The organism is Streptomyces regalis, from assembly GCF_001509475.1.
GTDB lineage: Bacteria > Actinomycetota > Actinomycetes > Streptomycetales > Streptomycetaceae > Streptomyces > Streptomyces regalis.
In genome coordinates this window covers 1-21701 of sequence record NZ_LLZG01000416.1, presented here as the reverse complement: position 1 = coordinate 21701, position 21701 = coordinate 1, and the positions used below count along the sequence as shown (strand labels likewise).

Genomic DNA, 21701 nt, shown 5'->3' with positions numbered 1-21701 from the left:
GGCGAAGGTGGTTCCATGAGCGAGCGGAAGCCGCCTCTCGCTGCCACTCCCCTGCGGCTCGTGGTTGCTGCCGCGAACCCGGTGGTCCGAGTGAGCCTGACAGCCCTCCTCTCCACTCACGCGGACATATCCGTGGTGGCCGAGGCGACGAACGGCCACGAGGCCCACGAGGCGGCCCGCCGCCACGGCCCCGACATGGTTCTCCTGGATGTCCGTAGCTTGGGGAGGGACGGCATCACGGCACTCCCGCAACTCGTCCGCATCGCCCCGGTGATGATGCTGACGTACAGCGGGCAGTCGGAGTCGGAGACGGAGACGGCGACGGTTCGGGAGGCGATGCGCCGAGGGGCCGTCGGCTACCTGGTCCACGGTGAGTTCACGACGGACGAACTGGTGGAGGCCGTACGGGACATCCCTCCCAGGGCAACTGCAGCACTAGCGCAAGCAAACCCCCAACTATCAACCACCGCAAGCAATTCCCCGGAACGCCTTTCGCAAATGCAACCAGATGTGGGACAGTCGTCGTACCGGTCGCGGTTCCAGCTGAGCGGGAGGGAGGCGGAGATCATGGACCTCATCGCATCGGGCATGAACAACCAGCAGATCGCCGCCACCTGCTTCATCAGCGAGAAGACGGTCAAGAACCACATCAACCGCATCTTCGCCAAACTCCACAGCACCAGCCGTGCGCAGGCCACCGCCAAGTGGCTGGGCAGGGCCCCGGGTTCACCCCCAGGACGGAGCTGACGGCGATGGCACAGCGACGGTTTTCGGCCTGGGTCCGGAATCGGGTCCAGGGGCCCTCTGGTGTTTCGGGTATTTCCGCTTACTTTTCTCGCAAGACTTGTTCCAAGACTTGCGAGCCCGGCGCTCGACGATCGCCGAACACCAGAGGGGAACACCATGAGCAACTGGATCCACACCACCGTCGAGTACCTGCGCTCCCGTGCCGCTCGCGACGACAGGGGGCAGACGGCGGTGGAGTATCTGGGGATCATCGCGGTTGTGGTGGCGATCGTGTTGGCCATTGTGGGAACGGACATCGGTCAGACGATCTTCGACGCGATCACGGACAAGATCACCGAAGTGACCGGCGGTTGATGCGGCCGTCCCGGTACGGCGGCGACGCAGGGCAGGCTTTCCCCATCTACATCACGGTGGTGGCGGGCCTGCTCTTTCTCGCGTTCGCGTACCTTGCGGTCGGCCAGGCCGCGGCAAACCGGAACGGCGCCCAGACCGCGGCGGACGCGGCGGCTTTGGCGGCGGCACTGGACACGCGGGACCAACTCGCGGGCAAGTGGGTGGAGGACGTACTCGACCCGACGAAGTGGCAGGACATCTTCGACGGCATCGGGGTGCAGCCCGGCGGCTGCTGGCGGGCGTACGAGCTGGCGGCGCAGAACGACGCTGCTGTCGACGGCTGTGATACGGCGGAGCCCCTCGGCTACACGGTCACCGTCACATCCACGAAGCCCGTCGGCGACTCGATCGTCCCCGGCACGGAAGACGTGAAGTCGAAGGCATCCGCCACTGCCGTGATCGAGTCCCGCTGCACGTTCGAACTCCCCGGTGAAGACGCCGGGGACGAGGCCGAGCCGGGCGACGGAAACGAAGTGCTGCCACTCCCGCGACTCACCTGTGAGGACGGGAACTGGGACCCGGACCCGGAGGATCCGACCACCCTTCCGGACCCCGAGGACCTCTTCGACGTCCATCTGGCCGACTCACCAGCGAACGACGAGTGACTAAGGAAGCAGAGGCATGAGCATGCGGTTCACGGCGAAGGCCCACAGGGGGATGGTCGCGCTGACCGTTGCGGCTGGACTGGCCCTCGGCGTGGCCGGCTGCGGCAGTGGCGGGGACGGCGGCAAGAAGCCGAAGACTTCGGCGCCCGCCACCACGAACGGTGTATCCGAGCCCAGTGCTCAGGAGGGGCAGACGGACGAGCCCCTGGCGGAGCTGAAGGGCTCGGACGGACTGCTCCTCCAGATCACCTCGGCTCAGCGTGATTCCGGTGGCTTCGTCACTGTGAACGGCAGCCTGAAGAACGACGGGGCCAAGAGCATGTCGGTCCCGTCTGCGTTGAGCGGCAACGAGACCGAGATCACCAGAAACGGCCGGTCCCTCGGAGGCGCCACACTCGTCGACTCGAAGAGCAAGAAGCGGTACTACGTACTACGTGACACGGACGGCCGACCGCTGACCACCACGGGCTTCTCGACCCTCAAGTCCGGTGAAAGCCTGGCCGTGTTCATGCAGTTCCCCTCTCCGCCCACAGACACGACCGAGGTCACCTTCCAACTGCCGACCTTCGCCGCCGCCCCCATCCAGATCTCCGGGTGAGGCCCACCATGACCCGCACCCCGCGCCTCACCCTGACCCTCACCGCCGCCACAGTCATGCTCGCCACCCACATCATCGGCGCCACAACAGCCGACGCAGCCGACGACCCCAGCGTCCCGCCCGGTACCGAAGCCACAGCCTCCGCCCCCGTCGAAGTCGACGCGAACGACCCCGACCTCAAACTCCCGGAAGGCGCCACCCTCGCCGAACCCAAGGTCCTGGACATCAAGCAGGTGGTCGAGGACCAGGCCGGTGAGGAGCGCCGCGAAGACACCAACGCGGACGTGAAGTTCGCGCTCCAGGCGGAGGTTCTCTTCCCCAAGGACAGCGCGAAGCTGACCGGCGAGGCGAAGGCCCGTATCTCGGAGATCGCCGAGGAGATCAAGACCCAGAACGCCACGCGGATCCGTGTCTTCGGCTTCACCGACAACCTGGGCTCCTCGGCCCACGGCGACATCCTGTCCAGGAAGCGCGCGAACGCCGTACAGGGGGTCCTGGAATCGGAGCTGAACGACTCGACGGTCACGTACGAGGTGCGGGGCTACGGCGAGCAGTACCCGATCTCCTCGAATGCGACGGAAGCCGGCCGCAAGAAGAACCGGAGGGTCGAGGTTTCCTTCCCGCGCACGGAGAGCTGACCGCGACAAGGGGCGCCAGGCGTATACGTCACGTATACTTGCGCCATGTCTGACGTCATGATCCGTGTGCCCGCCGAAGTCCGTGACCAGCTCGCCGCCGTGGCCGAGGCGCGTGGTACCAGTCTCCGTGCCCTCATGCAGGAAATAGCAGCTCAGACCCTGACCCCCGAGCAGATCAGGGAGCGGGCCGATCGCACCCGTACCCTTCTCGCCGAGCGGTTCGGGCATTACGTGACGGACGAGGAATCCGCGGAGATGCGGCGCAAGATGCGGGAGGCCACGGCCGCACACCGGGCTGCTCTCACGGAGGCGGAGTCGTCCCGTTGAACCAGAGCGAGCACTATGTCCTCGACAGTCCCACACTGCTGGCGATGGGGGGCAACAAGCAGGTCTCCGGCCTCATCCATGCCGCGGCGTCCAGCGATGACGTGCGCCTGTGGGTGCCTGTCCTGTGCCTCGTGGAGGCTGAGCGCGAGCGTGCGGGGATCGTGGCTCACGCGGGTGTACTGCTGGACGTCCTCCGCATCATGGACGACGACTACGCGATGGCCATGACCGTCGCCGAGCTGATGCGCGACGGTGTTGCCTGCGGTGTCGCCGCAGCCGTACACGTGGCGCGACCGAACCCGATGCTCCCCGACGGAGCGCTGGTGGCCACTGTCGCGCCGGAGGCCTATGCCGGGCTGGGAGTCGGGGTCATGGACCTGAACCGCTGAGAGGTCCGACTCCGGTCGATCCGATGCGGCGCGTGGTTCCCCTGAGTGGAAGGATCGGTGCCATGGGCACCGAGAAGGGCTGGGTGTACCGGGTCGACGAGCCGCATGGCTCGCAGGGCTGGCGCTCCTACGGCGCCGATCCTGAGCGGTGGCAGGGGAGCATCATCACCGACGATCCCGATGAGACCGCCGAGTATGTCGCCGCCCTCGTCATCACCGACCTGGTGACCGAGTGGGAGGTGGGCGGCACCGGGCAGAGGCATGTGCGCGTGATCGTCTGGGAGGACAAGGAGGGCGACGGCCCCGAGGACGCGGCCTTCACCGTGGAGATCCGGCCCCACGTCGATGGAGAATGACCGATCCACGGCCGGACTCGTGCGAAGGCTTCGGAGGGCAAAAACAGTCCCCGGTAGTGCTGCGCGTGTCCTGAAGCCTCAGTCGTCACTGCTGCCTCGGTGTCGCGCCGGCTTGCCGGGGGCCTGAACCACATCCTGTCCAAGTCACTCCGCCGACTAGACGTCCTTGCCGACTTTGTGGCTCTTTCGGTGTTGTGGTCTAGTAATCACAATCCGCTAGAAATGAGGAAAGTCAATACCTTTTGGGTAGATTTTTCGGGCGTCCCGTGCGCTCACGGCGTACTGCACACCGTCTCCAGCGCCGCATCTCTTTCGGGCTGTGCCTGCTGCACCCTCTGCAGATCTTTGAGGAGGCCCGGTATGTCGAGATCCGCTTCGTCCGCGGCCCGGGCGATGGTCAGCAGGGCGGCCTCGTAGAAGGCATCCCGCACGGCGGGTGCCATGACGTCCGAGGCGTCCAGGCAGCGGGGGCGCTTGCCGATGAGCCTGTCGGCGATCGCGCGCCCGAGCGGGCCGTCCTTCGCCGGCACATGGCGATTCGCCGAGAAGACGTCCGAGAACTCGGCCCACGTCCGCTGGCCCTCTCGGGAGGCGAGCTTCTCGATCAGGTTCCGGGCCTGGGAGCGGTCGCTGAACAGCGCGGCGAAGTCACCGGTCACCTCGTGGGCCCGGACCGGGTAGGGGCCCCCGGGCAGGAGCGGAGCGGAGTCGGTCAGGGCTGCGGGTTTCCCGTCGTAGAACGAGCGGGCGAAGGAGCCCTGGTGCTCCAGGCTGCACCCGCCCGAGCCCGAGCCCGAGAACAGCAGACCGTGTTCGCCCGGGAGCCCGCGGTGATCGGTGAGCAGGGCGAGCTTGGCCGCCTCCCTGTTCTGCCGGAGCAGGCCGGCCCACGCCTCCCAGGCGGCGCGCACCGGCTCGCCGGTCCACTTCTCCTGGCCCAGCGCCCACCGCCCGTAGGTGTCCGGGCCCGACCTCTGCAGCACCAGGTCCTCGATCCAGTCGCTGCCGGGCCAGCCGGAGGCGCCGTCGTCGCCCATGCCGATGCACCAGCTCTCCAGCGGTGCCGGTGAGCCGGCGGGTTCGTCGCTCTCGCGGTACCAGACGACGCTCTTCACGTCCGCCTTGACCGGGACCCAGTAGACGTGCCCCGAGGTCTTGCCCGCCGACTTCCAGGGTGCGGCGTACTCCTCCTCGCCGTAGAGGCCGTCCAGCTCGGTGAGCAGGCCCTGGTCCTCGTACTCGGCGAGCTCGCCGACGCCCGGCATGATCGCGATGTCCGGGGGCTCGCCCGACTGCACCTTGGAGAGCAGCACCTCGCGCTGGGCCGCGGTGCCCTGGTAGTCGAAGGGGATGCCGAAGCTCCGTAGTACCTGCTCGAACTGCTTCTCCTGGTTGTCGGTCCACGGTCCGAGGATGGTCACCGGCTGCTCGGCGTCCCGCTGCGCCCAGACCGCCACCAGGCCGGCGCCCGAGACCAGCAGCAGCACCACGAGGAGCACCAGCAGCTTGAAGGGCCGGGTCACCGTCGCCTCCAGTAGTCGTTGTCGAGCCGCAGACCGAGCCCCACCGCAGGGAGGACGACGACCAGCAGGCCGCCGATCAAGGTGCCCTGGTACACCCTGCCGGTCCAGGCGCCGTCGGCCAGCTCGCGCCGGACCTCCTCGGACTTCTCCGTGACCGTCCGCTGTGCCTGGGCCGGCTCCGCGCCGCTGGAGTAGGGCTGCCGGGAGATATCGGTGATCTGCTGCAGATCCGCGCGCACACCGTCGAGGTCGTCCTGGGCGGAGGACGCCGTCAGCAGCGGGACGATCGCCAGCAGCACGGTGAGGACGAAGGCGGCGAGCAGGTACGGGTTCCAGTCGCGGCCGCAGCGGTCGCGCAGCACGAACAGTGCGGACAGCAGGGTCAGCGCCAGGGCAGCCAGGGCGAGTTCGGCGATCCACCAGCCGCTGCGTTGCACCCAGCCCATGGTGGCGGCGGCCTCGGCGTGCTGTAACTGGTTCCGCTGCAGTTGGTCCAGCCGGGACGTGAGTCCTACGGGGTCGCGGGTGAGCAGCGAGCGGGCCTCGGCGAGCTTCTGCTGCCGCATGAGCTGCTGGTCGCGGTACGTGGTCATGCCGAGGGTGATCGAGTTGCTGTAGGAGGCGAGCAGACCGTTGACGGTGCCGAGATCCTGGTCCGTCCGGTCCGCGATGCGGGACAGCCCCTGGTCGGCCGCGGAGAGCTGGGCCCGGTAGGTCTCGCCCGAGCCTGCGACGTCGGCGAGTCGCTGCTGCACCAGGGACTGGGCCTCCCGGTCGGCACGCAGCACCGCGAGCCGGGTGGCGGCGAGCCCTTGCACGGCGGGCGCCTCCCGGGATGCGAGTGTCTGGGCGGCTTGCTGGGTCTGGCGGTACGAGATGAGCAGGGCACTCGCCGCGACGGCCGCGCACACCGTCAGGACCAGCAGGTGCACCTCCAGCAGCCGACGGGTCCGCCAGGTCCTCAGGTGCCCCCGCCAGAAGGCTGCCGGGGAGTGCGTGTGCCAGATGGCGGCGGCGTGTCCGGTCGTCACAGCAGTTTCTCCCCGCACTTGATGCAGTAACGGGCCTCGCTCCCGGCCGGGGTGTCGCAGTGGCCGCAGCGCGGGCCGGGCAGCGCACCGGCGATGTCCGTCAGAGTTCCGCCCGGACGGGATCCGGCGCGCAGGAGCATCGGGGCGAGCGTGTCGGTGTCGACAGCGGGGCGCAGCCGGACACGTCCTGCCACCGCGTCCTCGATGACGGCGACCTCGTCGATCTCGTCCAGCACCCACTGTGTGCCGAGCCGCGCCGCCAGGCGTGCGGCCTGCCCCAAGTGGCGTTCGGCGGCGTCCCCTTGGTCGTGCCGGACGGCGATGAGTCCCTTGCGCAGGGCGTCCCGCATCAAGGTGGTGGTCTTCAGGCCGCGCAGGGTGCCACTGCCCGCCGGGCCGTGCGGGGGCGGCCGCTCGGGGTGATGCCAGCGGGCCGTGACGGGTACATGGACATCGCCGACGGAGACCATGGCGAACTGCAGGTCGGTCTCCAGCGGGTCGGCGTCGGCGTCGGCGACGAGGGTGAGCAGATAATCGCGCGAGCCCGGCTCCCACTGGTACGTGGGGAAACTCCACAGATGGGGCCGGCCGCGCCGGCGCAGCCCGCCGAGCCGGTGCGGCCGGGGCGCCTTCTCGTTCAGGGAGACCTGACGGACGGCGGGCCGCACGGTCACCTCGATGGGCAGCTGGGGGGCGTGCACCCGGCGCAGACGTCGGATGGCGCCGGTGATCGCCGAGCTGAGGCCGTCATCCACGAACTCGGCGGTGCCGTGCAGCCGTTCGGCGAGGGCCAGCAGGGGGTCGGGGGACCAGTCGGCGCCGACGGCGAGCACATCGCAGGTGAACTGCCCGGCGCAGGCGTCCAGTTCCTCCTGCAGCCGGGTCTCGCCCGGGGCGCTGCTGCCGTCGGTGATCAGGAGCAGATGGCGTACGGACAAGGGGCGGGCGGCGAGCAGGGCGCGTGCCTTCGCCGCCCAGGCGGCGTACCCGGCGGGGCGCGGACCGTCCCGGTGCAGCGGGACCGCGCCCGCGGCGAAGGCGGCCCGGCGTCTGTGGTTCTGGTCGGCGACGGCCCACTCGGCACCGCCCAGCGGATAGCACCGGGCCGGCTCGGGACCGCCGCTGCCGAGCACGGCGAAGGAGATGCCGTCGGGCAGGGCCCGCAGTGCGGCGGGCAGGGCGCGCCGGACGGCCGCCCGGTGGGTCTCGGCGACGTCCAGCGCGATGATCACGGCGAGTTCGACGGCCGGCAGCTCGGCGGCGGCACCGGTGGCGGTCACATCGACCCGCAGATGTGCCTCGATCTTGGCGCTGCGGTGCGGGCGCAGATCGCGGTCGAGGTCGACGTGCAGCTGAATGCCCAGGTGCGGCGGCCGGATGGGGCTGCTCATGTCGTACGTCACCGCTCCTTCGCCGTCGTCGTGCTTCGCCATCGTCGTCCTTCGCCTTCGCCTTCGTCGTCCTTCGCCTTTGTCGTCCTTCGCGTTCGGCGCCGTTTGCACCGGGTGTGGTGCCGTCCTGTCCGTTGCTGCCGTGCGGGGCGCGTGCCGTGTGCTCAGATCGCGGTCTGGGGCCGTACCGCGTGAGAGAGGTCCACGAGGTGTTCGTGGGCGGCGGCCGACTCCCGGTGATGTGCGGCCAGTTGCCGGTAGTGCCGCTCCATCAGCGCGCGCACCTCGCGCTCCTGCGGGGTCAGGCGTCTCAGGCTGCGGGCCCCGAGCCGCCCGGCGCCACGGCCCGGGGGCCCGGGCGCGTCACTGCGGCTGTGCAGCGCATCCAGCTTCCATTCGTTCAGTTCGATGCTCAGGCGCAGCGCCTCGTCCTCGGACAGATTCGGCTCGCCGACGCCCGGGTTGCGGCGCATGAGGCCGCGCAGCTCGGTCAGCGCCGCGTCGACCTCGGCGGGCGCGGGCAGCGGATCGGCACCGCTGGGCAGCCGGGCCGCGCGGATGCGCAGGGAGGCGATGCGGGCGACGGTGTGGTCCAGGGAGCCGGCGCGGACCCGGCCGAGCACGTCGAGGGCCGCGCCGCGATCCCCCTCACGGAGCGCGAGCCGGGCCAGGCCCAGGGCAGCTCCGCCGTGCGAGGCGTTGCGGGCGAACACGGCCTCGTACAACTCCTTGGCGGTGGGCCCGCTCATGCTGTCGTCGCCCAGCCATTCGCCGCAGTAGGCGAGGGCCAGTTTGGGCGCGTACTCGCCGGGCAGGTCGAGGTGGACCAGCGTGAAGTGGTCCTTGGCGACGGCGACTTGGCGCGAGTCGGCGTCGAGGTCGGCGCGGCGCAGCGCGATCAGGGCGCGGTGCCACTCCATCCGCCATCGGCGCACGGCGCGCGGCCCGGGAATGGCGTCGGCGGTGTCGAGCTCCTCCTGGGCGCGCTCCAGGTCGTCCCGCCCGTTGCGGCTCAGCAGGACGCGCGCGTTGTGCAGGCAGATCTCCACCGAGGTGGGCTTCTCGCCGTCCTGGCCGAGGAGTCGGCCCGGATCGTAGCCACTGCTCACCTCGAACCGCGCGGTCTGTGGATCGCCCGGATAGTGCACCGGCACCGGCAGACAGCGCGCGATCTCCGTGGGAGTGGGTGCGCCGAGGTCGAGGGCGGGCGCTACGGGTGGCTCGTACCGGTCGCGGCGCGGGCGGTCGAGCCAGTGCTCGATGCCCGGCACCGTACCGAGCCGGGCGCCGAGCAGCCGCGGGGACGGCCGGAAGTACTGGGAGGGCTCGGGCGGGTCGCTCTTGCCGCGCAGGGCACGGATCTCCCGCAGAGCGCCCCGCAGTTGGCCCGCCATGTCCTGGGCGCTCGCGAAACGCAGGTCCGGGTCGGGCCGGGTGGCGCGCTCGACGACCCACCAGAAGGAGGCGGCGCCGAGCCCGGGCACCTCGTCGACGGCCCAGCCGGCGAGGTCGCGCAGCGTGGCGCCGACGGTGTGCAGGTCGTGGGCGACGGTGGGCAGACCGGAGGACTCGGTCTCGGGTGCCATGTAGCCGGGCGTGACATGGGCGGGCGGCTCGCTCCGGCCCTGCTCGCGCATGCCGCCGAGGTCGATGACCTTGACGCCGTCCCGGTGGTGCACGACGTTCGAGGGCTTCATGTCCCCGTACACGAAGACCGGTTCCCCACCGGCGTGCAGATGGCCGAGGGCTTCGAGGATCTGGCAGCCGTACGCGGCGACGTCCTCGATGTCGAGGACCCGCTCCCCGAGGGCCCGCTCCCCCCGCCGCGTCTCTTCGACGACCTTCTCCAGGGTGCCGTCGCCGACGTCGTCCATGACGACGTACCCGCCGGTCACCTGCCCGGTGCCGTCCCGCCGGGCGACGAAGTCGCGGATCTGGACGATCCGGGGATGGCGGATGGCGACGAGGTTGCGCCGCTCGACGTCGGCGAGCCGGGCGCCGTCGCGCTCGTAGCGGTTGAGCAGCCCCTTGACGGCGACGACGTCCCCGAGGTGGGTGTCCTCGGCGAGATAGACCCAGCCCTGGCCGCCGTGCGCGATGGGCCCCATGATCCGGTACTGGTCGCGCAGCACATCGCCCTCGGCGAGCTCCGGCCGGTACGAGTAGGGCTCGCCGCAGGCCGGGCAGTACCCCTCGATCGGCACCGGACCCTCGGTATAGGGAGGGGCGAAGACGACGCCGCACTCAGGGGACGAGCAGTCCATACGGATACGCAGCGGAGCTTCGGGATCGATGAGCCGTACCCGTTCGGAGCGCGGCTCGCGCTCGGGCAGTGCGAGGAGCTCCCGGGGGCCGAGGTCCCACGGGTCCGCGGGCAGTCGGGGCAGTCCGGGGCCGTTCTCGTGGCGGCCGCACTCGGCGCAGTGCCCGGTGGGCAGGACGGAGCCGCCGCAGGAGGCTCCGGTGAAGCGCCGGTGCGGGCAGGGGCGCGGTGCCGCGCGCTGCGTCATCGTCCCGTTGTCCTCCTCGCGGGCGCCGATCGGGTGGGGTGCCTGATGCCTGGCCTGATGCCTGGTCTCATGTCCGGCCTGATGTCCGGCCCCATCCCCGGCTTCATGCCCGGCCTCCGTGGCGCCGCAGGTCGGCGCGCAGGGTGCTGATCAGCTCGTGCAGCGCGGTGAGTTGCTGTTGCGGGTCCATCAGTTCGTTGATCAGCCGGCGCTCGGTCTGGCGCCGGTCGGCCGTCTCGGTGGCGGGGCCGATCGAGTCGGCGCCGACGACGCCGAGGCTGATCGCGTGGCTGATCTCCGCGCTCTTCAGACGCGTGAGGAGCGCGTCCGCGTGGCCGAGGAGCGCGGGCCGCAGGAGTACCTCGTAGGCCGCGGTCCAGCCGGTGCCGCCCGCTTGGCGGAAGGCGAGCAGCAGCCGGAGGCCGCACTCCCGCAGCCGGGCGAGGAGTTCGATCAGGGGACCGGGCTCGGGCTCCTCGTCGAGGCCGTCGATGAGGAGCGTGGGGGGTGGGCGGTCGGCCGCGAGGGCGGGTGCCTGCGCGGGGCGGCGCCTGGTGCCGAGCAGCCAGTCCCAGTACGCCAGGTACTGACCGGGCGGGAAGGCGATGTGCTCCAGGGCGTGGTCGGCGAGGTCCGGCCTGCTGGAGCCGCCACGCCCGCCGCCGCGGTACACGAGATCGGCGCGGTGCCGCAGATGGCGCAGCGAGCGGTCCTTGCCACTGCCCGGCGGCACCACGGTGATCTTCACCGGCTCCTCGTCCGGGTCCGCGAACCACCGGGTCAGCCGCTCCTCGAAGCCGTGATCCCAGGCGTTAGGGCTGCTCAACTCCTGTATGACGGGCGAGAGTTCAGCGATTCGATCCACGGGGATCAGATACGAGAAGGCGAGCCGGTTGTCCTCGGGCAGCAGCTCGCCCATGTCACCGCGCCAGCTGACGACGAGGCCGACGACGCGCGCGGGACGCCCTTCGTCCGGCCGAGTGCACACGGCGGCGCCGCTGAACCCCGCACGCACCACCTCCGCCTTGGCGACGGCGTCGAGCTGCACCCGCTCGCCGCTGGCCCCGCTGATGCGACCCCACAAGGTCATGCCCTCATCGAAGCCCTCCGCGTAGCCGGTCGCGGACACCTCCATGCCGCCCCACAGCCGGGGTTCCAGCGGGGCGGGGCGCGCCTGCGGGCGCGGGCTCTCCAGCCGCAGCACGGCGACGTCCTCGCCGCCCTCCGCCTCCGACAGCCACCCGCCGGGCAGAACCCGTGCGGCCACGGGTTCGAGGTCGCGGTTCTCCGCGAATTCCAGCCACATCACGGCGTCCGGATCGCGCACCACGTGCGCGCAGGTCAGCGCCGTGTACTGGTCGACGAGCACGCCGGCGCCCACGATGGGGCCGCGCGCGCCGCCGCGCCGCAACCTGAGCCTCCAGTCTGCGCGTAGCTCCCCCATAGTGCTTCACCCTACGCGTGGAGCATGGTGCGTCCCTAGACTCGTGACCAGGTTGGATCGGCCAATCAAGGGAATCCGGCGGTGAGTTGGCGTGGCGATGGGCGTGAGGGTGGCGTGGGAGACGGCATGGGGAATGGCATGAGGGATACGGAACCGGTCGGGCTTGCGGAGGCCATCGGCACGGTCCGTGCCGAGCTGGCGCGGGCCCAGGCAGAGGGCATGGCCAGCGGCTGGCGGTTCAGTGTGGAGCAGGTCAGCCTGGAGTTCTCGGTTCAGTTCCACCGTGCCGGGGAGGGCGGGGCGGGTCTGCGGCTGGGCGTGGTCGAGGCACGGCTCGGCGGGGCGGTGAGCCATGACGCCACACATCGCATTCAGGTGGACCTCAAGCCGCTGCCGCGGCCGGACGGGCGTCATCATGAGGTGAGCCGGGAGGATGCTGCCGGGCAGCAGCCGCCCGGGTCGGACGGGGGGTTCGTCTCCCGCGACTGAGCGGGTGTCCCTATTGCGGGCCGCACGCGCTGAACAGGATCAGACAGACAGTGTCGAACGCCAGCCCTGTCCGATGCGGCGACCTCGACGGCCTGTTAGCCTGCGACGGCCTGTCAGCCTGCCAGCCGAGCTTTCCAGATCTCCTCGCTCGGCCATTGCCGGGCCCAGTCAGCCGGAACCTCTGCGTAGTCCCGGTGTGCGGGCTGGGGTGCCTGGACCTCAATCAGGTCTTCGACGAGGAAGCCGGAGGACCGAAGCAGACGAAGCATCTCGCCATGCGGCAGGACGAACTCCACGTGGTTCCCCCAGTCCAGCCGAGTCAGGCCGAATTGTGCGCGAGACAGGGTGGTGGACGCCGCCCCCTCCGGCCGTACGCACAGTGCGAACAGCGGTGAGTAGCGCATGAACACCAGATGGCCTCCAGGAACGAGAAGCCGGGCCGCCTCCGGGATCCACTGATAGGGGTCGCACCACAATGAGGCGCCGTACTCGCTGATCGCCAGATCGAACGTGTTGTCCTCGTAGGGCACCTTCTCAGCCGCGCCCAGGACAAGGGGGAAGTCGATGCCGAACTCCGCCTGCATCGCGCGAGCAGTGGCGAGCTGCTTCTCCGAGAGGTCGATCCCGACCGGACGGGCCCCCGCTCTGGCCAGCCAAGCGGAAACGTAGGCAGTACCGCAGCCCAGCTCAATCGTGCGCATCCCGCCTATGCCGTCGGGAAGCACGGAGACCTGTGACTCAGGGGTGCCCCACAACCCCCAACGCGGTTCCGTCTGTGACCAGTGATCGCGGGCGAGCGGCTCGTGCCACGCAGCCGCCTCGTCATCCCAATAGCGTCGGTTCTGCTCCACATGGTTCGCACGGCAGTCATGAGCAGTCATGCAGCCATGGGATCGAAGATGCTGATGCTCCGGCAACGGATTTACGACCTCACAGCCTCCGTCGAGAACTGAGGCAGGCCGCAAGAAGAACCGCAGGTGTGGAAAGCCCCAGCCCTCCGCCGCTTCGGGACCGGTCCCGTTGAGGTATCCGTACGTTGCCGCACATGACTCGTACACCTGCGTCCCGAGCGGTTCGTCTGATGACGGTCTCGTTGCTTGCCACGGCGGTCCTGGGCGGCTGCGGCAGAACGGAGGATCCGTCGCCGAGCGGGTCGCCGAGCACGGCCCCGCCTCCCACCAGCGTGCGGGACGCCGACCCGTGCTCCTTCCTCCCGAGGCCCCAGGTGACCACCTACGACCTCAAGCGGGCGGGCAAGGACGTCAGCGAAACGTCCCGCAGTTGCGCGTGGACCTCCGCGAAGTTCGCGATGATGATCCTGGTCAGATGGGACTCCCAGACACTGGTCGACTTCGGCCAAGCCTTTCCCGTGCCGGGCGAAGACGACGTGGAGCTCGGTGGCGAGGGTGTCGTCATCGGCAAGAGTGACGTCAGGCCGGCCTGCGCGGCGGCGTTCCTCCCAGAGCAGGGAACGGTCGTCGAAGTGGTCGTGGGTGACACGCCTCCCTCCACTGCCGACGCCGCTTGCGAACGCGTCAAAGCGATCGGCGCGTCCGCGGTCCAGGAGATCCGCGGTCAGAACCTGCTGGATGCGACACCCACCGCACCTCCGAAGACCACTCCTTGATGTTGATGTCAGCAATGTTGATGTCCGCAGGGCGATCGCTGTCGCAGACGTCACGGGGGCCACTGCCCGGTCGAGGTGGGCACGGGGGCCACTGCCCGGTCGAGGTGGGCCCCACTGACGATCTCCCGAAACGCCGTCTCCCTCGTTAATCTGTCGGCCAGTTGACCGAATCACGTCCCGAGGAACGCAGTTGAGTACACCGGGCATCCCGCAGCACGGCGCCATGCCGCCCCCGCCCTCGTCCCCTCCGCCCTCCCCGGGTGGTTCGTCCGGGCAACCCGCATGGGCCTGGTGGGTGATCGGCATCGCCATCCCGCTCCTGGGCACCGTGGCGACACTGCTGACCGTCCTCAGCAACAACTCCGACGACGACTCCGGGGCAGGCGGCGCCATCTCGTCTCCGGCCACGCAGCAGAACTCTCCCGCGGCATCCGGTACGCCGGTGGAGGAGCCCGGCGGGCAGAACGGGGCGAGCGCCGCGCCCACGGCCTCCGTCCGGTTCGGCCCCGGTGACCTGGTCGTGAACTCGACCTACGGCGCCTCCGGTTACGTCGACCTCGACTCCGTACCGTTGCTGGTGACCGGCCGGTCGACCGACGGCAGTGACCTCGCCTTCGACCCCACGGGCAGTGAACCGGTCGACGTGGAGGGGCAGATCGCGCCCCTGCCGGCGGGCGCGAGTGAGCCGAGCGAGGCGGAGTGCGTGACCCAGCTCCAGAAGAACGAGCTGTCGGAACTCGACCTCGCGCGGGACGTCGCCTTCTGCGTGCAGACCGGCGAGGGCCGTACCGCGTATCTGCGGGTGATCAGTGCCCCGGTGGAGGGCGAGGGGAAGGTCCGCCTCAAGGCGACGGTGTGGGATCTGCCGCAGTGATCCCGGCCCCTTGAGGGGCAGCCGCTCCCGGCCAACCGCAGTGATCGCGAAGCCCCCGCCCTGCTTGAGGAAGGCAGGTGTGCCTAGTGGTTCCCCGCCAGCCGGGTCCCCGCCGGTGTACGGCGGTAGAGCACGGATCGGCCGGACCGTGCGCGGGCGACGAGGCCGGCCCGGTGCAGCACGCCCAGGTGGTACGACACCGTGGCGGGGCTGAGGAAGTGACGTGCTGCCAGCTGAGCGGTGGAGGCCGGTTGCGCCAGCGAGGCGAGGAGCCCGGCGCGGGTGTGGCCGAGCAGCCTGGCCATCTCGGCGGCGGGGGCCGCCGGGGCGATGGACTTGGTGATGGCTGTGTCGCGCACGGGATACGCCAGCATGGGCGGCCTCCGTCCGCCCTGCGTCGGATCCACGGCCACGCCCGGCTCCGCCGCAACCAGTGACGGCACCACGACCACCAGGGGCACGGGCAGGGCGACCGTGAACCGACTGTCGACGCGCAGCGTGCCATCGTCGTCCCAACGGACACCGGGGTGCAGTGAGTTGAAGAGCCCCGCCGCTCCGTGCCGGGCCAGCACACCTGCGCAGCGGTCGACCTCCGCGTCCAGGGCTGCCTTCGCGGCCTCCCAGTGCGGGGCGAAGGCCAGCTCCCAGTAGCGCCGCATTTCGTCGGCCGCCTGCCGGGCCACGTAGCCGCCGCCCCGCGCCATCGCCTGCCGCACCGCCGCGGGCAGCTCCGCACCGGCCAGACCGTTGCGCGGGCGCCCGTCGCGCAACGCCTCAAGCTCGCCCAGGACTCGCTCGGGCGGCGTGGCCCGGACCTGCTCCAGCTCCTCCTCGACGGTGGGCGAGGGCCCGGACGGATGCGGGCTCAGGAAATCCGGCACGTAGCCGCCACCGTCCAGGGCCAGCTCCGACAGCAACGGCAGCCGGGCCCGCCGCAGCACACGGCGGGCGCGCGCGACCCACGGATCGGCGTCCGGGCCCGGACGCAGGCCCCAGGGCAGCAGCGTGGCGGCAGCCTCGTGCAACGGCGACACGGCGAACCGGGAGCGGGCCAGTCCCGTGGCGTCCACGGTGAGCTCGATCATGACCCTCCCGCCACCGCCTCCGCCTGTCCCCACCTGTCCCCGTCTGTTCCTGGTTCGTCCTCGTCTGTCCCGGCCGTCTGTTTGCACCGTCCCCGGCCATCCATTCGAACCTGCTCGAATCGTGGCACGGAAGCTCGCGGCGGCAGGCCTGCTTCCCGCAGTCTGATGGCCTGGTCATGGAGCCGAGCCGAGGGGGAGCGGACGTGCGACGGACACGGGTGCCGGGGCTGCGAAGAACACCGCAGGTACGGGGGATACGTCGGCCCAGATCGCTGGCGACGATCGCCCTGGCCGCCGCAGGCGTCCTGCTGCTGTCGGGGACCTGCACCTCGACGGCGCAGGACCGACAGGACCGGGCGGCCGCGGAAACCGTCGGGGAGAGCGGGGGACTCTCCGGCGCCGCGGCCTGCCCCGGCCTGGAGGGCTACACCTGCGCCACACTGACCGTCCCGCTCGACCACAGCGGCAGTACGCCGGGCCGACTGGGCCTGAAGGTCGCGATGGCGGATAACGCCAAGGCCCCGAAGGGCGTGCTGCTGTTCCTGACAGGTGGTCCGGGACAGCCGGGTGTGCCGTACGTGAAACGGCTGAGCGAGAAGCTGGCGCCGGTGCTGAAGGACTACCGCCTCGTCATGATCGACCAGCGCGGTACCGGCGACAACGCACTGCAATGCCCGCAGCTGCAGAAGGAGATGGGAGCGTCCGACCTCACACCGCCCACGGCGCGAGCGGTGACGGACTGCGCCGCGGCCATCGGTCCGAGCCGCCGCTTCTACAGCACGGGTGACACGGTCGCCGACCTGGATCTGCTGCGCCGGGCGCTGGGCGTACGGAAGTTGACGCTCGACGGCGTCTCGTACGGCACGTACACCGTCGAGCGGTACGCCCTGGCGTACCCCCAGCACGTGGCACGGCTGGTGCTGGACTCGGTGGTGCCGCAGACCGGCTACGACCCGATGGACCTCGCCGCCATGCGGGCGGCGCCGCGCGTACTGGCGGCGGCATGCAAGGCAATCGCGTGCACGACGGACCCGGCGGCGGACCTGGCCCAGGTGGTGGACGCGTACGGCGACGGCGACGGCGACGGCGTCGACGTACTGGACGCGCTGACCACCTGGGGGTTCGTGGACCCGAACTACGCGGCGATGATCGACGCCCTGCACAAGGCGGCGGGCGGCGACCACGGACCGCTGCGGGGCCTGATCGCGGGGACGCGGCAGGGTAACGCGGCGACCGCGCAGGAGCTGAGCCAGGGGCTGCATGCCTCGACCCTGTGCCTGGACGGCCGCTATCCGTGGGGCAGGTCGAACGCGCCGATGGCGGGGCGCCAGGAGGCACTTCAGAAGGCAGCCACGGAGCTGACACCGGCCGACTACGGCCCCTTCGACGCAGCCACGGCGACAGGCCTCGGCTCGATGCTGAGCTGTCTGCACTGGCCGCGCACGCCGGCCCCGCCCCTGCCGCCGGACCACCGCCGCCTGCCGGGCGTACCGGTACTGCTCCTCGGCGGAGACAGGGACCTGTCGACCCCACTGGAGTGGCTGTACGACCAGAAGAAGCTGACACCGCGGGCCCGGGTCGTGGTGGTACGGGGCGCCGCGCACTCGGTGCAGAGCAGGGCGGCGAGCGATGAGGGGCGTGAGGCGGTGTTCGACTTCCTCTTGCGGGGGTGACGACCGCGGGGTGGTTGAACGCCTGACACGGACAACCGCGAGGGCTGAGTGTCTCTCATCCCGCGCGGCGGGACCGGTCCCGCGACCCGGTGGCTAACCTGCGCCCGTGATCGCTGATGACTCGTACCGTCGTGAGTACCGTTATTCGGGCGGCAGTTGGCTGTGGCTGGGCCTGACCGCCCCCTTCGTGGCAGGCATCGGGCTGACCGCGCGGATGGCTCTGGACGACGAGGTGCCGGTCATCGTCCCCGCCGCCGTCGGCGCGGCGCTCGCCGCCCTGTTCCTCTTCGTGGTGCGCCTGGTCAGAGTGACGGCGACGATCAGCGACGAGACCCATCTGACGGCCCGGGGAGCGTTCCGCAGCCGCGCCACGGCCTGGCCGGACGTGCAGGGCATCGAGATCGAGGTGAACCCAGGGGCGGGGGCGCAAGGAGCGCCGAGCCGGATCGTCGTGCTGTACGACGCGTCGGGCCGGCGGCGTACCTTGCCGCACCTCAACGACCGCAACATTCCCGACCTCGCGGGCGAGGTGGCGGCCCTGCGCGAGGTGTGGATGCTGCGCAGGGGAGAGGACTGGGCCCCCGTACCCGAGGCGGCGGACAAGATCGCGCGCGTGCGCAGGTATCCGACACCCCTGGTGCACATCGCGGTCAAGATGATGTTCGGCGGACTCCTGCTGGGGATCGTGCTCTTCCTCATCGCGCTGGCCTCGGGCGTGTACGACGGCTCCGACCCCAACGCTTTCGCGGACATCGTGTTCCACCCCCTGGCGCTGTGCATGGTCCTGCCGTTCGGGGCGTACATCGGAACCTTCGTGATCGGGGCGATCCTCCGCCGTCGCTGAGGGCGGTCCGGCAGAGCCAGGCGCGACGCTCACGGCGCTTCCGTCACCAGCAGGGCGGGTTCCGGGTCGGGCAGCGGCCAACCTGCGTTCTGGGGGAGCCCGGCGGGCAGAACGGGGCGAGCGCCGCGCCCACGGTCTCCGTCCGGTTCGGCCCCGGCGACGTGGTCGTGAACTCGGCCTACGGCGCCTCCGGGTACGTCGACCTCGACTTCGTGCCGTTTCTGGTGACCGGCCAGGGGAAGGTCCGCCTCAAGGCGACGGTGTGGGATCTGCCGCAGTGACCCCGGCCCCTTGAGGGCAGCCGCTCCCGCTGTGACTTCAGGTGTCGTCCGGACATGTCCCTCGTACGGGCGATGGCGGCCAGCGAACTTTCGAAGTACTTTCAAAGTCATGTCCACCGAGAACGCTGCCGTGAACTTCTCCGAGCTGGTGAACAAGAACAAGCAGACGCTTGCCAGGCTCAAGGAATCGCCGCGACTACTGCTGCACCGCAGAGACGGCGAAGACCTGGTCCTGACCACAGCCGCACGAGCTGAACAGGACCAGACAGTGGTGTCGGCCGCGACCCGGATGCTGGCCGCGATGGCACGCCGGGAACCCGGAAGCGTGGAGCTGCTCCTGGACATCCTGCCGGACGCCTTCCCGTGGGTCCGCTTCCTGCCGGAGGCCGACCTCCACGCGTTCGCGGTCGAACTGGTCGAGACGATGCGGGCCGCCGACTCCGTCGGCAACAGCGCGTCCGTCGCCCAGCTGCTCGTCGCCTGGCAGCACACAGCCGAGGTGTACTCCGACCCCGAACTGCTTGCCGCGCTGACGAGGGACCATGCCGAGGACTACGGGCCGGTGCCGGACCCGCGGGACGTCACGTGAGTGCGGGGCGGGGCGACCGCGTCGCACCACCGGCACCGGAAGGCCAGTGGGAGGTGCGCTTCGCGGATGCGGCCTCGGCCAAGGGTTGGGAAAACCTGGCCCAGCAGGCGCGCGAGAACACGTACCGGGCCTGGCTCGCCATGCGTACGGATCCCCGGTCGGCCATGGAAACATCCCGTCACCACCGCCTGAAGGGCAGTCTGGCGCACGGCTCCCATCGGGGACGGACCTGTGAGCAGTGGCAGATCGAGGTGACCGGAGGCGGACGGGTCTGGTATCTCCTGGACGACGCCCGCAACACCTGCTGGATTACTTTCGCCGGCACGGGACATCCTCGCGCCACGGACCGCTCCTGAATCCGCACGGCAACCGGCTCTGGAACAACCGGCTCCTCAAGGGTTGTTGACGTCAGGGACCTGCACGGTGCCCGACTACGGCCGCACCGTTGGCACGCAGCGATGAGTGGCCGAGCGCGCGTTCGCCCTCCTGCACCACTTCCGCAGACTGCGGATCCGCTGGGAGATCCGCGCAAAGAAGCGGGCGGCCCCAACGGTCACGTCACCAGGGCCCACTACGGGAGGTGGCCGGACGACCCCCGCGCCGTCACCGTCTGTCGCCGCACCCTCCGCCTGCGCAAGCCCTGTGCTCGCGCACGGCCCCGCGGAGTCCGAAGCGGAACCCCGACATTGGGGAACGCGCGTGCGAAAAGACCGCACAGGAAGGGATCATAGGTGTCAATATTCTCCTGACTGGCCTACTTGAGGCCGGAGTTGGGGGAATGCAGTGAGAAACGGGAGATACAGACGTGCCACCGCACTGGCGCTCGGTGCCACTCTGCTGGCCGGACTGCCGCCCGCCGCGGTAGCGCAGGCCGCGCACGGCGCCGATCAGGACACGGCGGTGGCGGCACGTACCGTGGATGCCGAGACCACCGATGACTTCGCCGCCCTCGCGGACACCGTCCTGACCAGACGGACCTCCGCGCTCCTGGACGGAGCTCAGGCGTCCCGGCGGGCCGGTGCGGCCTTGCCCCTGAAGGGCGATGTGCATGTCACCAGCCGCATGGCTCGCAAGGAGGACACCTCGGCGGATGTCCTGCGGGATCGCAAGGCGCGGCTCGCCGCTCTGGAAGAGGCGTACACGGCAGCCGAGACCGAGGTCGACGTGGACGAGGTCAAGGTGACCGGCGACCGGGCGACTGCCCAGGTTACCGAGACCACCATGCTCACGTACAAGAAGATCCACGGCGACGAGCCGCCGACCACCGGGTTCCAGGCAAGGCACGAGCTGACCTTCGTCGCCGCGCCGGACGGCACCTGGGAACTGACCGGAATCACGCCTCTCGACGACGGCGGGCCGGCCGCGGTCAACTCGGTCGTGGACGCCGCAGGGGACAGCGGCCCCACGTCCGCCGCCACGGCGGAGGAGCCAATCGACGAGGGCGGCGAGCCTGAGACCGACGGCCCCGCGCCCCAGGAAACAGCGGCGGGCGCCACGCAGCCCCGCGTCGAGGCCCAGGCCAAGGCCGGCACCAGGGCGAGCTACGACTACAGCGCCATGGCGAAGTACGCGGAGAAGTACTGGAAGAACTACAACTCCAACTACCGCAAGTTCAACAACGTCGGGGGCGACTGCACCAACTTCATCAGCCAGGCGCTGCGGGCGGGCGGCTGGAAGAACGACACCGGCTGGTACAAGAGCTACAAGAACTGGTGGTACAACTCCTCGAACCAGACGACATCCTGGGTCAACGTCAACTACTGGGCTTCCTTTGCTCTCTACAGCGACCGGGCCTACAACCTGGACAACGTCTACAAGCTGGGAGTCGGGGACATCCTTCAGATGGACTTCACCGGCAACCGGTCCAAGGACCACTCCATGATCGTCACGTACAGGAGTGGCGGGGTGCCCTATCTGACCTACCACTCGCAGAACACCTACCGGAAGTCGGTGAGGAGCCTTGTGGCGCATTACCCGAACGCGACGTATTACGCCTTCCGCACCTGACGGAGGCGGACACCCTTCGTGGCGGCGTCGCGCCGGACTGCTGATGGCCGTCCTCTGTGCGGTACTGCTCACGGCGTGCGGCGGCGGAGACGGCTCCGAGACGGCGAAGTCTCCTGACCTTGCCGACCAGGACCGCTTCCTTCGGGACTACGTAGGGTTCCTCAACGCCTCGGACCAGGATGGGCTGGCCCGGCTGCTCGACGCCCACCCCCAGGGTTCGCGGGACGCCCGCGCCCGGATCAAGGCGTACGGTGCACAGGACTGGGACGTCCGGTGGACC

Annotated in this window: 24 protein-coding genes; 17 read left to right on the top strand and 7 right to left on the bottom strand. The window is 70.1% G+C overall.

The genetic code is table 11. The annotated features are described in order from the left end of the window. The first annotated feature begins 15 nt into the window (after positions 1-15). The 8 genes from ADL12_RS47435 to ADL12_RS47400 all read left to right on the top strand — a co-directional run bounded on the left by ADL12_RS47435 (position 16) and on the right by ADL12_RS47400 (position 4053). Positions 16-747: a LuxR C-terminal-related transcriptional regulator gene (locus ADL12_RS47435; protein WP_062715337.1), complete on the top strand. Its 732-nt coding sequence runs from the start codon at positions 16-18 to the stop codon at positions 745-747. Positions 748-903: 156 nt separating this feature from the next. Beyond that, positions 904-1101 (top strand): hypothetical protein, encoded by a 198-nt coding sequence (locus tag ADL12_RS47430; protein WP_062715303.1) that lies wholly within the window; start codon positions 904-906, stop codon positions 1099-1101. After that, positions 1101-1745 carry a pilus assembly protein TadG-related protein gene (locus ADL12_RS47425; protein ID WP_062715302.1) on the top strand — a complete coding sequence of 215 codons (645 nt, stop codon included), beginning with the start codon at positions 1101-1103 and terminating at the stop codon, positions 1743-1745. Before ADL12_RS47430 ends, ADL12_RS47425 begins: the two co-directional genes overlap by 1 nt. Positions 1746-1761: 16 nt before the next feature. Then, entirely contained in the window at positions 1762-2343 is a 582-nt protein-coding gene (locus tag ADL12_RS47420) for a hypothetical protein (RefSeq protein WP_062715300.1), read from the top strand. 8 nt (positions 2344-2351) lie between these two features. After that, a complete protein-coding gene (locus ADL12_RS47415) occupies positions 2352-2981 on the top strand; it encodes an OmpA family protein (RefSeq protein WP_062715298.1) in 630 nt (209 codons plus the stop codon). Between the two features lie 45 nt (positions 2982-3026). Continuing rightward, entirely contained in the window at positions 3027-3308 is a 282-nt protein-coding gene (locus ADL12_RS47410) for an Arc family DNA-binding protein (RefSeq protein ID WP_062715296.1), read from the top strand. Continuing rightward, positions 3305-3697 carry a PIN domain-containing protein gene (locus ADL12_RS47405; protein WP_079052677.1) on the top strand — a complete coding sequence of 131 codons (393 nt, stop codon included), beginning with the start codon at positions 3305-3307 and terminating at the stop codon, positions 3695-3697. The genes ADL12_RS47410 and ADL12_RS47405 overlap by 4 nt, the downstream gene beginning before the upstream one ends. Positions 3698-3759: 62 nt before the next feature. After that, positions 3760-4053: a hypothetical protein gene (locus tag ADL12_RS47400; RefSeq protein ID WP_062715294.1), complete on the top strand. Its 294-nt coding sequence runs from the start codon at positions 3760-3762 to the stop codon at positions 4051-4053. 272 nt (positions 4054-4325) lie between these two features. On the opposite strand, the gene ADL12_RS47395 is transcribed toward ADL12_RS47400, so the two are convergent. The 5 genes from ADL12_RS47395 to ADL12_RS47375 all read right to left on the bottom strand — a co-directional run bounded on the left by ADL12_RS47395 (position 4326) and on the right by ADL12_RS47375 (position 11952). After that, positions 4326-5576 carry an extracellular solute-binding protein gene (locus ADL12_RS47395; RefSeq protein ID WP_062715292.1) on the bottom strand — a complete coding sequence of 417 codons (1251 nt, stop codon included), beginning with the start codon at positions 5574-5576 and terminating at the stop codon, positions 4326-4328. After that, positions 5573-6607 (bottom strand): hypothetical protein, encoded by a 1035-nt coding sequence (locus ADL12_RS47390; protein ID WP_107120222.1) that lies wholly within the window; start codon positions 6605-6607, stop codon positions 5573-5575. The genes ADL12_RS47395 and ADL12_RS47390 overlap by 4 nt, the downstream gene beginning before the upstream one ends. Beyond that, positions 6604-8040 carry a hypothetical protein gene (locus tag ADL12_RS47385; RefSeq protein WP_244188305.1) on the bottom strand — a complete coding sequence of 479 codons (1437 nt, stop codon included), beginning with the start codon at positions 8038-8040 and terminating at the stop codon, positions 6604-6606. Before ADL12_RS47385 ends, ADL12_RS47390 begins: the two co-directional genes overlap by 4 nt. Before the next feature lie 122 nt (positions 8041-8162). Further along, on the bottom strand, positions 8163-10508 hold the full coding sequence (locus tag ADL12_RS47380; RefSeq protein ID WP_062715289.1) for a tetratricopeptide repeat protein: 2346 nt from the start codon (positions 10506-10508) through the stop codon (positions 8163-8165). Between the two features lie 103 nt (positions 10509-10611). Next, positions 10612-11952 (bottom strand): S1 family peptidase, encoded by a 1341-nt coding sequence (locus ADL12_RS47375; protein ID WP_079052676.1) that lies wholly within the window; start codon positions 11950-11952, stop codon positions 10612-10614. A gap of 138 nt (positions 11953-12090) precedes the next feature. Here ADL12_RS47375 and ADL12_RS47370 point away from each other — a divergent pair, with 138 nt between their 5' ends. Next, the gene (locus ADL12_RS47370; protein ID WP_062715329.1) at positions 12091-12441 is read left to right on the top strand and encodes a trypco2 family protein; all 351 of its coding nucleotides are present in this window, start codon (positions 12091-12093) and stop codon (positions 12439-12441) included. A 113-nt stretch (positions 12442-12554) separates the two neighbouring features. Here the strand turns inward: ADL12_RS47370 and ADL12_RS47365 are convergent, their stop codons facing one another. Beyond that, complete coding sequence (locus tag ADL12_RS47365; protein WP_062715287.1) at positions 12555-13322, bottom strand: class I SAM-dependent methyltransferase; 768 nt, start codon at positions 13320-13322, stop codon at positions 12555-12557. Positions 13323-13486: 164 nt separating this feature from the next. Between ADL12_RS47365 and ADL12_RS47360 the strand changes: the two genes are divergently transcribed. Beyond that, entirely contained in the window at positions 13487-14068 is a 582-nt protein-coding gene (locus tag ADL12_RS47360) for a DUF3558 domain-containing protein (protein ID WP_079052675.1), read from the top strand. A gap of 190 nt (positions 14069-14258) precedes the next feature. Continuing rightward, a complete protein-coding gene (locus tag ADL12_RS47355) occupies positions 14259-14942 on the top strand; it encodes a hypothetical protein (RefSeq protein WP_159053515.1) in 684 nt (227 codons plus the stop codon). An 83-nt stretch (positions 14943-15025) separates the two neighbouring features. On the opposite strand, the gene ADL12_RS47350 is transcribed toward ADL12_RS47355, so the two are convergent. Further along, positions 15026-16027 carry an ArsR/SmtB family transcription factor gene (locus ADL12_RS47350; RefSeq protein WP_062715281.1) on the bottom strand — a complete coding sequence of 334 codons (1002 nt, stop codon included), beginning with the start codon at positions 16025-16027 and terminating at the stop codon, positions 15026-15028. Positions 16028-16230: 203 nt separating this feature from the next. Here ADL12_RS47350 and ADL12_RS47345 point away from each other — a divergent pair, with 203 nt between their 5' ends. From ADL12_RS47345 to ADL12_RS47320, 6 genes are all read left to right on the top strand, one after another. Next, on the top strand, positions 16231-17700 hold the full coding sequence (locus ADL12_RS47345; RefSeq protein ID WP_159053514.1) for an alpha/beta fold hydrolase: 1470 nt from the start codon (positions 16231-16233) through the stop codon (positions 17698-17700). A 106-nt stretch (positions 17701-17806) separates the two neighbouring features. Then, a complete protein-coding gene (locus ADL12_RS47340) occupies positions 17807-18544 on the top strand; it encodes a hypothetical protein (protein ID WP_062715277.1) in 738 nt (245 codons plus the stop codon). Between the two features lie 390 nt (positions 18545-18934). Further along, positions 18935-19414 carry a hypothetical protein gene (locus ADL12_RS47335; RefSeq protein WP_062715275.1) on the top strand — a complete coding sequence of 160 codons (480 nt, stop codon included), beginning with the start codon at positions 18935-18937 and terminating at the stop codon, positions 19412-19414. Continuing rightward, entirely contained in the window at positions 19411-19770 is a 360-nt protein-coding gene (locus ADL12_RS47330; protein ID WP_062715274.1) for a hypothetical protein, read from the top strand. The genes ADL12_RS47335 and ADL12_RS47330 overlap by 4 nt, the downstream gene beginning before the upstream one ends. A 427-nt stretch (positions 19771-20197) precedes the next feature. Continuing rightward, complete coding sequence (locus ADL12_RS47325; RefSeq protein ID WP_062715273.1) at positions 20198-21421, top strand: amidase domain-containing protein; 1224 nt, start codon at positions 20198-20200, stop codon at positions 21419-21421. A 43-nt stretch (positions 21422-21464) separates the two neighbouring features. Next, positions 21465-21701: hypothetical protein (locus ADL12_RS47320; protein WP_159053108.1), on the top strand; the 237-nt coding region annotated here is incomplete at its 3' end.